Origin of the sequence: Vibrio sp. J502, from assembly GCF_025397955.1 — a bacterium.
Taxonomy (GTDB): domain Bacteria; phylum Pseudomonadota; class Gammaproteobacteria; order Enterobacterales; family Vibrionaceae; genus Vibrio; species Vibrio anguillarum.
On sequence record NZ_CP104554.1, the window covers coordinates 1128411 to 1140537 of the forward strand.

General features: G+C 42.2%; 10 protein-coding genes and 2 pseudogenes. 6 read left to right on the plus strand and 6 right to left on the minus strand.

Features of this window, described 5'->3' with window-relative positions:
- The first annotated feature begins 76 nt into the window (after positions 1–76).
- On the plus strand, positions 77–1048 hold the full coding sequence (locus N5E84_RS05320; protein ID WP_069212118.1) for a GGDEF domain-containing protein: 972 nt from the start codon (positions 77–79) through the stop codon (positions 1046–1048).
- A 26-nt stretch (positions 1049–1074) separates the two neighbouring features.
- Here the strand turns inward: N5E84_RS05320 and N5E84_RS05325 are convergent, their stop codons facing one another.
- The 3 genes from N5E84_RS05325 to N5E84_RS05335 all read right to left on the minus strand — a co-directional run bounded on the left by N5E84_RS05325 (position 1075) and on the right by N5E84_RS05335 (position 4982).
- Positions 1075–1929 carry an EamA family transporter gene (locus N5E84_RS05325; RefSeq protein WP_029388382.1) on the minus strand — a complete coding sequence of 285 codons (855 nt, stop codon included), beginning with the start codon at positions 1927–1929 and terminating at the stop codon, positions 1075–1077.
- A 143-nt stretch (positions 1930–2072) separates the two neighbouring features.
- Positions 2073–3296, minus strand: coding sequence for an alanine racemase (gene alr / locus N5E84_RS05330; protein ID WP_019282918.1), 1224 nt, complete (start codon positions 3294–3296; stop codon positions 2073–2075).
- 54 nt (positions 3297–3350) lie between these two features.
- On the minus strand, positions 3351–4982 hold the full coding sequence (locus tag N5E84_RS05335; RefSeq protein WP_026028720.1) for a methyl-accepting chemotaxis protein: 1632 nt from the start codon (positions 4980–4982) through the stop codon (positions 3351–3353).
- A gap of 404 nt (positions 4983–5386) precedes the next feature.
- On the opposite strand from N5E84_RS05335, the pseudogene N5E84_RS05340 reads away from it, so the two are divergent.
- Positions 5387–6466, plus strand: a pseudogene (locus N5E84_RS05340) (SLC13 family permease); the annotation flags it as partial.
- A 31-nt stretch (positions 6467–6497) separates the two neighbouring features.
- Here N5E84_RS05340 and N5E84_RS05345 read toward each other — a convergent pair.
- Positions 6498–7466 carry an IS30 family transposase gene (locus N5E84_RS05345; protein ID WP_081245536.1) on the minus strand — a complete coding sequence of 323 codons (969 nt, stop codon included), beginning with the start codon at positions 7464–7466 and terminating at the stop codon, positions 6498–6500.
- Between the two features lie 91 nt (positions 7467–7557).
- Between N5E84_RS05345 and N5E84_RS05350 the strand changes: the two are divergent.
- From N5E84_RS05350 to N5E84_RS05360, 3 genes and pseudogenes are all read left to right on the plus strand, one after another.
- A pseudogene (locus tag N5E84_RS05350) lies at positions 7558–7899 on the plus strand (anion permease); the annotation flags it as partial.
- Positions 7900–7907: 8 nt separating this feature from the next.
- Positions 7908–9245: an ATP-binding protein gene (locus N5E84_RS05355; RefSeq protein ID WP_069212169.1), complete on the plus strand. Its 1338-nt coding sequence runs from the start codon at positions 7908–7910 to the stop codon at positions 9243–9245.
- The gene (locus N5E84_RS05360) at positions 9232–9705 is read left to right on the plus strand and encodes a response regulator (protein WP_010317964.1); all 474 of its coding nucleotides are present in this window, start codon (positions 9232–9234) and stop codon (positions 9703–9705) included. The genes N5E84_RS05355 and N5E84_RS05360 overlap by 14 nt, the downstream gene beginning before the upstream one ends.
- Positions 9706–9755: 50 nt before the next feature.
- Here the strand turns inward: N5E84_RS05360 and N5E84_RS05365 are convergent, their stop codons facing one another.
- The gene (locus N5E84_RS05365; protein WP_013856790.1) at positions 9756–9965 is read right to left on the minus strand and encodes a hypothetical protein; all 210 of its coding nucleotides are present in this window, start codon (positions 9963–9965) and stop codon (positions 9756–9758) included.
- A 279-nt stretch (positions 9966–10244) separates the two neighbouring features.
- Positions 10245–10457, minus strand: a complete 213-nt coding sequence (locus N5E84_RS05370; protein WP_010317961.1) for a cold-shock protein — start codon at positions 10455–10457, stop codon at positions 10245–10247.
- Positions 10458–11023: 566 nt separating this feature from the next.
- Here N5E84_RS05370 and N5E84_RS05375 point away from each other — a divergent pair.
- The gene (locus N5E84_RS05375) at positions 11024–12118 is read left to right on the plus strand and encodes a NapC/NirT family cytochrome c (RefSeq protein ID WP_019282134.1); all 1095 of its coding nucleotides are present in this window, start codon (positions 11024–11026) and stop codon (positions 12116–12118) included.
- Positions 12119–12127 lie beyond the last annotated feature (9 nt).

A 12127-nucleotide genomic window follows, 5' to 3' on the forward strand; every position in this document is an offset into this window, starting at 1 on the left:
TAATTGATACAAACTTTGTAACATCGCGCTACCCATTCTTTCCTATACTGATCATAAGAGATGTTCGGGAGGGCGCATGGACGATAAAATTCTCCAATCTGTTGTTGAAATTACGGGGCAGAAAAATGCGGTGTCATTGGGTTATTGTGTCATCAGCGCTCTAGTCGAGATGTTGCCTCTGAAATCGGCCTGCTTAGAACATTACATTGGACCTCATTCCTATGTCATTGCAAAAGCTACTATCTGTAGCCGTATACCTGGAAAATTTGAAATTAACTGGGAATATGAGGGCGAGACGGTTCCAAGCTATGGACATAACCATTCTGATATCGAGCCCAAAATAGAAGATTTAGGTACAAACGGATACCATTGCATTTACCCTATTGCGATCAACGATAGTTTTTCTGCTAGGTTGTCTCTGATTCTAAAAGTTCCGCCCAAACAATATCAAATGCTCATTGAAGGCTTTGTTAAAATTTACCAAAATTACGTTTTATTATTGCATGAAAATGAGCGTGACAAGCTGACAGGGTTGTTGAATCGAAGGACGTTAGAGGATAGGTTGCGCCTTAGCTTTGATGTGCTTCCTGAAACGACGACAGTAGGTTCAGTGATGCCTTGGGTTGCCATCATTGATCTCGACCATTTTAAACGGATCAATGATAATTTTGGCCATCTGATTGGCGATGAAGTTTTGCTCTTGGTGGCTCAGCAAATGCAGAATTTTTTTCTTAATCAAGAACAACTGTTTCGGTTTGGTGGAGAAGAGTTCGTCATTATTTTTCCTGCCAGTGAGTATGAGGTCGTGCTAAACAGAACCGAGAGGTTTAGACAGCACATCGAGCAGTTTCGTTTTCCTCAGGTTCAACATATCACGCTTAGCATTGGTATCTGCTCTATCTCGCCAAGAGAATATCTCTCAACGATTTTAGATAGAGCAGACAAAGCACTCTACTTCGCCAAAAACCACGGCCGCAATCAAGTACAATGTTATGAAGACTTGTTGCGTAGCGGTGTATTCATTGAAAACAAAGAGGGGGGACAGTAGTGCCGAACTATTTTGAACTGTTCACCTTATTTCTTCGCCGATAGCGTGCTACCCATTGAGGCAGTGATGATCATCATAATGGCGATCCATTGCGTTAAGCTTAATTGTTCTTGAAGAATAATTAATCCAGCTAATGCGGCGATGGCGGGCTCTAAGCTCATTAACACACTAAAGTGTTGTGTAGACAAACGCTTTAAAGCCGACATTTCTAGGCAATAAGGTACCGCGCTTGAAAGAATCGCGACAGATAACGCCATAGGCAGTATTGACCACGTAAAAATAGACGCCTCTGATAATACAACGCCGATTGGAAACGCAAACAGGGCCGCAATTGTCATCCCTATCGCAACGGTTGCGCCTCCAGAACCGACACTCCCCGCCCTTTGACCAAACCATATGTAGGCTGCCCAGCATCCGCCAGCCGCTAAAGCCAGTGCAACGCCAATCGGATCAAGTGAATCGACACCCGTTAGATCGGGCAATAAAAAAACAATGCCCAGAATAGCAAGCGCAACCCAAATCAGATCTTTTTTGCGTTTAGATGAGAGAAATGCAATGAGTAATGGCCCAGAAAACTCCAACGCAACCCCAATGCCAAGAGGAATTCGTTCAATAGCAAAATAGAACATCAGTTGCATTCCACCTAGGCTTGCTCCGTAAATGATCATTGAGCGCCATTGTGAAAGAGAAAGTCGTAACTGCCATGGGCGAAAAATCATTAACAGTATTAATGCAGAGAGACCAACGCGCAGTGCAATTGTTCCACCTGGACCAACAATAGGAAATAGCTGCTTGGCTAGTGACGCGCCAGATTGAATGGTGGTCATGGCCAAGAGTAGAGTTAACACAGCCAAGAATATAGGGGATTTAATCGGTCGCATGCGCATCCATATGAAATAAAAGGAACGGGCCGATTATGCCTGAAAAATAAAGGGGTTAATAGGAACAACGAGCGGTGAATTAAAAGGGGATACCGTGAGTGCAAAACACTCACGGACCAAAAGATAAATTAAGTGGGCTTGGCTTAGTGGATGTAGAAACGAGGGTTTGCCGTTCCCCAAATCGTATACAGTTCAGGGAATATGAGCTCTGCATTTTCTTCCAGCTCACTGACAGTGATTCGGCCTTGCTTTTGCGCGCCAAACAAGGTGACTTCCTGATTAGGAAGGACGCCTTTCACATCGGTTACGTCAACCAATGTGGTGTTCATTGAAGTTACTCCAACCACCTTTGCTCGTTGACCGTTAATCAATACGTCACTGCGATTGCCCATTTTTCTTGGGTAACCATCTGAATAGCCAACAGGCAGATTTGCCAAAACACTCTCTTTGGTTACGCGGTATGTACTGTCATAGCCAACAGTGCTTCCTTTAGGAAGATGATGCAATGACGCAATACGTGTTTTGAATGAGACGATTGACGGATATTCCGGGTTAGTTGGTAAGTCGCCATATAGGACGCCGCCAGGACGTACCATATCAAGTTGTGCTTCCGGTACATTGAGAGCAGTGTAGGAGTTGGCAACATGCAAAATCAGTTCATCGCGTTTTAGGTTTGCTTGCTGAATCAACCAAGCTGAATTGGTATTAAAACTGGCCAACTTACTGCGGATTTCGTCTGGATTGTAATTGGGGAAATGCGTCATTATCCCAACAATTTGTATGCCACTTTGAGTAGCAATCGTAATCGATTCTTGTTTTCCTGCATCGGTTGACATATCGATACCATTGCGTCCCATACCGCCATCATTTAATGCCAAATGTACTCTTATCGTTTTACCTTTTTGCTGGCTTAGCTGAGCGAGTTGCTCAGCTTGTATTTTACTACCGATTAGCTCTTCGATATCGAACTCGACACTTTGTGCGATTTCATCAATGCTCGCAGAGCGAACACGCATCAACTGGCCTTTAAACCCGCTCTCACGTACGGCTCTAGCCTCTGCATTACTGGTAATTGCGATACAAGGGATCCCTTGCGCGAGAATAGTTGGCATTAAACCGCGAATACCGTTGCCGTAAGCATCAGCCTTCATCACGGCGCAAATTTTAGTTTGGCTGTTGATGTGGCTCTTAAACTGCTCAATATTTTGTTTGAATTGGCCAAGATCGATCTCAAGCCAAGTATTGGATTGCTGAATTTCTTGTATAGAAGGCTCACTGACGTTAAGGCTTAAAGGTGCAGAAGTCGCTGAAAAAGAGGGTAAAGCCATGGCAATTGACAGTGTAAGAAAAGAGGCTTTGAAATTCATTCTATCTCCTAAGTAAGTAAAAACAAGAAAGCCCCGTTAGGGGCTGACTCTATTTTAGTTAAGTTTGAAACGCCCCATTGCGTCTTGCAATGTGACCGATAATTGACTGAGTTCGTGGCAAGCTTGCGCCGTTTGTTCTGAACCCTGCGCGACTTCTTGTGAAGCCGTATGGATATTTTCAATGTTGCGGCTTAGTTCATCGGCAACGGAATCTTGTTCACTACAAGCACTGGCGATTTGTGTTCCCATATCCGCAATTTGAGCTACTGAGTTTTCAATTGAAACCATCAATTGCTGCGAGTGGGTTCCTTGAACGACGCAAGAGTCAATGCTGACGCGCGAACGTTCGGTTGCTTCTTTTGCTTCGCCTGCCATGGTTTGTAATTTTTCGATAATGGTTGTGATTTCGCCAGTTGAAGCTTGAGTTCTTCCCGCAAGGGTGCGCACTTCATCGGCAACAACAGCAAAGCCTCGGCCAGATTCACCAGCGCGGGCTGCTTCAATCGCAGCGTTCAGTGCCAATAGGTTTGTTTGCTCAGCGATGTTACGAATAACGTCAAGTACCACGTTAATTTGTGTGGATTGTTGTTCTAAATTTGCAACGGTTTCGCCAGCCTGACCAATAATTGTAGCCACTTGTTGAATGGAGCTCACCATCGCGGCATTGTCTGTCGCACCCTCTTTCGCTTTAGTGTTGGCACTACTTGCTTGTGATGCTGAGTCTTCCGTGTTGCGTGCTACATCGGCCACTGCGGCTTTCATTTGCGTCATCGCTGTTGCGACTTGTGTGATCTGATATTGCTGCTCTTTCATACCTTGAGCTGAGATATTGGAGATTTGACTCATCTCTTCCACAGCACTGCTCAGTTGTGTTACAGCGGAGATGATCTCTTCGATCAGTTGACGTAAATTGTTCTGCATCTTTTGTGAGGCATCGGCAAGTTCACCTAATTCGTCATTGCCAATAGCATTACGATCGATCTGTTTTGCTAAGTTACCTTCTGCAATCGCGTTTGCTTGGTCAACAACTAATCGTAAAGGTCCACAAATTATGCGAGTCAAGAAGAGGGTGATAATGACCATGACGACGATAATGGAAACATTACTGATACTTGATGAAGTGTTCAGTGTGTCAACTGCTTTAAGAATATAGCTTTTGTTGCCATCCATTGCTTTTTGCAAGATGCCAATCAGCGTTTTTATGTCGGCTTCAATATGACGAAAATTATCGAGAGATTGGTTTAGCAGTTTATGCGCACTATTTTTGTCATTGTTCGCTAAAGCCTGATTAAACTGAGTCATGATCGTTGTGTAACTATCCCAATTAGCCATCAAACTCTTGAATGTTTGCTCCTCTTCTCCTGGCCAAACACTTTTTCCATACTGTTTTAAACCTGCATCAACCTCTTGTTGTAATTGACGGCTAGTCACTAGGCGTTGTTTCACTTCGTTTATATCATCGGTGAGCAAGGAAGCAAACTGCGTACGACGCCAATAGGAGAGTTTATCTCCCATTGAATCTACGTGTTGTAGTGCAGGCAGTGTATCGTCGGCAAAATTCACCAACTGACTTTTGACTTCTTGGAGTTCGCTATATAAAAACCAAGCGAAGAGGATGTTGATTAAAGCGATGAGGCTAAATGAGCCTGCAATTTTCTGTCTGATGGATAGATTTTTTAAAAACATGAATGAGTTACCTTTGATTGTTTTTGTCAAAAGTCGCTTAAGCGAACAACATCCATTTACCGACAATGTGATCTACATCCTAATTGGTCGCGGATATTATCATGTTATCTATAAATTGACGATACCTATACTATTAAAGTAGCAGATGTTTGATTGTGCAAAGATAAAACGATTGATTAATTTTAATGATGTGAGGGTGGTTGATTATTGGTTTAACACCTAAGAGTGGTGAGAGGATTTGCAAGCGACCCCTCATTCTGAGTATTTGCCTTAGTGGTAATCGTTGTTCATTGATCTAACACCAAACTTTTTGCTGAGTAACTGTAACATAATGGCAACGTTGTTCGAGATTCAAGTACACCTCTAATTATCGTTTCTATGAGTACTCAGGAAGAGTTTATATGGTGCGTCCTTACTTAAAATTTATCATCCCTGTTTTAGTTCCATTACTTATTTTATTGTTGCCTATGACCGCTTTCCCTTTTGAAGGGATGACCGTAATACAGCAGCGAGTGATTGCCATCTTTTTGCTCGCCGCTCTTTGTTGGGTATTTGAACCGATCCCAATCTATGCCACATCGGTAGTCGTGATCGTGTTAGAGCTCCTAATGGTATCGGATAAAGGTATCTGGTTTATGAGGCTTGCTGAGGGAGAAGCTCATTTTGGTGGCTTGCTAAAACATACTGATATCATGGCGACGTTTGCCAGCCCAATTATTATGTTGTTTTTGGGTGGCTTTTTCTTAGCCATGGCCGCCACTAAGTATCGCTTGGATGTCAACCTTGCACGAGTGCTGCTCAAACCATTTGGCCAGAATCCCAAGTATGTCATGTTAGGCTTGATGTTAATTACTGGCATCTTCTCGATGTTTATGTCCAATACCGCAACAACAGCGATGATGCTTTCCATCTTAACGCCAGTCATCGCAGTGTTTGGTCCAAAAGATCCAGGGCGAATTGCTTTTGCTTTGTGTATTCCGGTCGCCGCTAATATTGGCGGTATAGGTACGTCAATAGGTACTCCTCCCAATGCGATCGCATTGAAATATCTGGTTGGTGAAAATTTAATTACCTTTGGTGAATGGATGGCCTTTGGGGTGCCGTTTGTGATCATAATGATGGCACTCGCTTGGGTATTGATTAGCGCCATGTTTAAAGCAGAGCAACAAAAAATTGAATTGACCATTAAAGGTAAATTTTTAAAAACACCAAAAGCCATTATTGTGTATGTTACCTTTGCTCTGACCATTCTTCTTTGGTTGATGGGCTCAACCCATGGTATGAACTCTTATACTGTTGCACTGATACCTGTGGCTGTCTTTTCTCTTACTGGCATCATCAACAAAGAAGATCTAAAGAAAATTTCTTGGGATGTGTTGTGGTTAGTGTCTGGTGGTATTGCGCTAGGACTTGCATTAGACAAAACGGGGTTAGCGCAACTAGTGGTGAACAGCATTCCTTTTGCACAGTATTCACCTTACGTTGCTTAGTATCAAGTTTGAAGTGCGACACTTTCTACAGATGCGCATGAATATACTCCGTTGGTGTTCTATACCCAAGCCTTTTGCGTGGGCGTGTATTTAATTTATATGCAATTTCATTACACAGCTTCTGTGTCACGTGTGACATGGAGGTTCGTTTTGGTAAGTATTGTCGTATCAAACCATTGGTGTTTTCATTAGTGCCTCGTTCCCATGAATGGTATGGATTTGCAAAGTAAAACAGGCAGTTATGATGTTTTTCTAGTTGTGCATAACCATGAAATTCAGTGCCGTTATCTGATGTTATCGTTTTAAAAGGTAAGTCAGAGCGGGTCATGATTTTGCTCATTCTTACGTTGAGTGACTCGCTTGTTCTATCGTCCATTTGACCGATAAAAGTGTAGCCAGTCATTCTGTCGACTAAAGTGACGATACAGTGCTTGGTTCCGCGACCCACGACGGTATCAATTTCCCAGTGGCCAGGCTCTTTTCGATGCTCAGCGTCTGCAGGTCTTTCGGCAATATGACGCTTATTTGCCAGCCGTCCTCGACTGTCTTTTGAGTTGTACCTTTTACGCCTTTTCTTGGTGGATTGGCGTAGGTGTTTCCATAACGTTCCACCGAGAGTTTTATCGTTCCAAACGCGCTGATAAATGAGCTCGTGGCTCATTGTTGGATAGCCTCTCATTCTTAGGTATCCGACGATTTGGTCAGGGCTCCAATCCAGTCGTAGCAATGCTTCAGGTAGTCTGAAGTCAAGTTCGGTATAGCGTTTATTTCGCCGTGAACGACTAAGCCGGTTGCGCGCCATTTGCTGTGCTCGCTCTGGTTGATAAGAGTATCTATCGAAGAACTTGTTGTAACGACAATTACGTTCAATTTCTCGATAGATAGTGGCTTTGTGACGCCCCAGTTGTTTAGCTATTTTTGCGGTACTGATCCCTTGCTTTCTGAGCGCAGAAATCATATACCTTTCAATCTCAGTGAGGTGTGTGTATTTCATGTTTTTTACTTCTTGGCGGGAGCAAACTTCATGATTATCGCACCTTACTGTTTTTATGTTCAGAGGTGTCGCACTTCGTACTTGAATCCAAGTTGTTTTATTTGGTGCGGCATTTTTGTGTCTCATTATGGCCAATTTTATGTCACATACCGCCACCGCGAACTTATTAATGCCGATTATGGCCGCGCTTGGTGCTTCAATGACTTCGCTTACTCCATTAGGTGGAGAAATCACGTTGATTCTCGTGGTTACCTTTGCTGCATCACTTGGTATGTCATTACCTATCAGTACACCACCTAATGCGTTGGCGCATGCTACCGGGCACGTTCAAAGTAACCAAATGGCTAAAGTAGGGGTTGTCCTCGGTGTGATTGGGGTGCTGCTCAGTTTTGTCATGGTTTGGTTACTTCATGCGGTTGGTCATATCGGTTAGGTAGCATTATGTCGGATAAAAGACTTGTTGCACTCATTGATCGTTATTTCCGCCATCCTGAACGGATGGTGAAACTGCCTTCGGGAAGTATTGTCATTGAGCAAGAAGGTTATAATGATCGACTCTATTTCGTATGGTCGGGAGAATTGAATGGCTATTACAACGAAAAAGGCGATAAACCGATAAAAGTTTTTTCAGCCGGTGCAGGTGCTTTTATTGGCGTACACAGTTTTTTTTCTGGTGAATGGATAGCTTCTTCAACAGTGGTGGCTGAATCTACGGTAGAGCTTGCCTGGATCGACCGAACTACGGCCGTCTTAGAAGAAGATCAATATGGACCTTTAACCGCCCAGTTTACCCCCGTTATTGTGAATGAATTATCCCGCCGTCAACGACGTGCAACTCAAGAATCTGTGGCAAAAGAAAAAGCATTAGAAAGGTTATATTCGGCTGAGCAAATGACGACCTTGGGCCAGTTAGCGGCGGGCATTGCCCATGAATTGAACAATGCCATCGGGGTAGTGAGTAGCAAATCTGAGCGATTAGAAGTACTGTTTATGGAGCTGCTCGAAGAGGTTCATCCTGAAGCGAGCCTATTTTTCGATTTTGGCTTGATGTATGGTCAGAAAGTATCGTCAAACGAAGCTAGAAGGCGAGGTGCTCTTTTCGAAAAGCAATACGCCCTGCCTAAAAATGTGGCAAGAGATTTAGCAAAAGCGGTTCCAGAAGACTACTTATCTTCGCACTGGCTGAAAAATCCACATTTAGCTATCCGTTATTGGCAAATGGGCCGTGACTTGCATGATTTACGTTTGGCCTCTAAACATACTGTTGGCATTGTTAAATCAGTAAAACAACTGGGCCGAACTGAAATTACTCAAGATGAAGAGTTCGATATTAACGATACGATCAATCGAGCATTGTCACTATTACAGAGTGATTTACGACGTGTCAGTGTCCGTATTAGGCCTGCTGCATTACCCTTATTTAAAGGATCTCAGACAGAGCTGGTACAAATTTGGGTAAACATCATCAAAAATGCCTGTGATGCGATGGCTAACATAGCAGAGCCAATGATAGAGATACAAACCAAATTAAGTAAACAACGTATATTGGTAACCATTGCTAATAACGGTCCTGAAATTAACGAAGCCACTAGACGGAAAATATTCCAACCAAGCTTCACCACCAAAAAAGGAGGGTTGTCGTTTGGTTTGGGACTAGGGTTATCAATAGTGAAACGCATTGTTTCTGGGTATGGTGGGAATGTCGTACTCAAAAGTGACAATGAAAGAACAATATTTAGAATTAAATTACCCACGGAGAGCGATTATGGAGAAGCTTAATATCATTTGTGTCGATGATCAAAGGGAAGTATTAAGTGCGATACTGCAAGATCTTCAACCACTCACTTCTTGGTTGAATATTGAAGATTGTGAATCGGCTTATGAAGTATTGGATCTAATGGATGAGTTTGACGAACAAGGTGAGCATATTGCGCTACTGATGTCAGATCATGTGATGCCAGGAAAGACAGGAGTCGAATTATTAACCGAGGTCGCAGCAGATTCCAGATTTAAGAAAACAAAGAAAATTCTGTTAACAGGGCAAGCAACACACACAGATACGATCAATGCGATTAACACTGCAGGTGTAAATAGGTATTTTGAGAAACCGTGGAATGCAAAAGAGCTGGTAGATTGTGTTCGCACTTTAGTGACAGAATTCATCTTTGAAGTAGGTCTAGATTATAAAGACTATCACAACGAATTAGATCAGAAAATAGTACTAGCAAAACTGAGATAAGTGAATAATGCCCAAATAACTTTAACGGCGGCTATTAAAGTGTTTGGGTATTAATCGATGATATTAAAATGGCCAATAAGCTTGTCATCAGCATTCAATATTTGTCCTTGAGAAGATTCTTCATCATAAATAAAATTGAGATGAAGAGTGTCTAAATTGCAATTTATCTGACTTAATATATGACGTGTCAATATGTCACTATTAAGTTGATGAATAGTCGCATTCCAAGAGCAATGTTTAATATTAAAATGAATATTCATAGTGAGCGTAATTTTTGTGTTGCTTTAGATTTAGCAAACCAAAAACGCTTTCTACCAGTTGTACGAGACATAGTAGATCTCCTTTGTAAAAATGAAAATATTACATAGATAGAAATAGGATTGTCAAAACGGTTTATGCAAAAATGGCTGAATGTTCGAACGGGATAAGCAGAGGGAACGGAGCAGAAGTTTGAGCGATAACGTTGATAACTATAATTTATAATCTAGGTAAAAATAAGAGCGCTGGCGTGGTGCCAACGCTCACACATTCATGCGAAATTATTCAGCACGTACGTTAGCAGCTTGAGGACCTTTAGCACCTTGTTCTACAACAAAAGATACTTTTTGGCCTTCTGCTAAAGTTTTGAAACCTTCAGAAGCGATAGCGCGGAAGTGTACGAATACATCTGGACCGCCGTTGCTTTGAGAAATGAAACCAAAACCTTTAGTTTCGTTGAACCATTTTACAGTGCCAGTAGTAGTGTTAGACATGTTATGTCCCTTATAAAAATAAAAAATTTTAAAATACAGGTGTTGCTTTGAGACGAATTATTTAAATGAGACCATGAAACTAGAGGACACTTTGAATTGAATCTGAAAGGGAACTTTGGCTTACTTGTTACATTAATAACCCTGTTCAACAGAGCGGACACATAATCGCATGGTCCTCAATCAAAGTAAAGCATTTATTTTAAAATAATTGAGCATTAGGAATCTGAGCAGGTTATTCGTGATTTTTGTTACTTTTCAAACCATTTTTAGTCAACATTATCAGTGATAAGGCTCTGCCTATCTTTGGGGTTTTTGTCTTTTATTTTTAATATCAATCAGTTATGTTTCATGTGTTTTTAATTTCTATAATTTGTGTGGCTATTTATTTTCTATTTTATCAATTTATAGGAAAGGTGACATAGGTCACGCCTGTTCCTTGTCTAAATTGACTACTGTCAAGTTGACATCCCTCTTTGGGGGTATGATTTCCTTATGGAATACGATGCGCATCACATAAATGCAACGTGTTCTGTCAAAACCACATCCGTTGAGATTTGTGAGGAATAATGAATATTAAAAAAAGAATGATAGTGGGAGTTCTTGCTATTGGGGTGCTGCTCGGTTGGTTAAGCCTTGGAGGGACTCATGTCATCTTAGAAAAAACGTCGAGTACGGAATTTTGTCTCTCTTGTCATACTATGCAAGCACCCTTTCAGGAGTATCAAGGCTCGGTACACTTCAGCAATGCCAAAGGCATCCGTGCAGAATGTGCTGATTGCCATATCCCCACTGATACTATGGATTATTTAGTCACTAAAATCAGGGCGTCCAAAGATATCTATCATGAGTTCATTACCAAGAAGATCAGCACACCTGAAAAGTATGAAGCGCATCGAGCCGAGATGGCTGAAACTGTCTGGGCGCAATTAAAAGCGAACGATTCTGCGACCTGTCGTTCATGTCACAGTGAAGATGCGATGGAGATTTACGACCAAACGGCGCAAGCACAAAAAATGCATCAGTACGGTATCGACAATAATCAAACCTGTATTGATTGCCATAAAGGTGTGGCGCACATGCTTCCTGAAGTCAAAATGGACAGCCAAGCATTAGCCCATTTGGTCGAAGAGGCAAAGTTAACCCCTGTGGGCACTTCTATTGTTTATGCGATGCAATCTACGCCCATTTCTGATTTCGGAACGATCAATCCAGCGACGCCGCTGAAAGTATTGAATGAAAGCGATGGCAAGCGCACCGTTGAATTGAGTGGTTATCAGATGCAAGGTGCAGAACAAGTCTTGTATATGGGTGAAGGTAAGCGTGCTGTGATTGCTATGTTAACTGAAGCAGGGCAAAAAGCATTGAGCGTAAAAGAGTATAACGAAGATGCCTACGGAAATCAGTGGCGTCAAGTAACACTTGCCGGGGACATCGACATGCCAGTGTTGAGTAAAATGGATTCGCTTTGGGCATACGCTGAGCAATTGGACAATGTTTACTGTTCAACATGTCATGCCAAAATTCCGAGTAACCATTTTACGGTTAACGCGTGGCCTTCTGTGGCAAAAAGTATGGGGGACCGTACCTCTATTTCCGCAGAGGATCTAGAAATCCTCACGAAATATTTCCAATACAATGCGAAAGATGTTGTTGCCCAATAAAAAATGAAA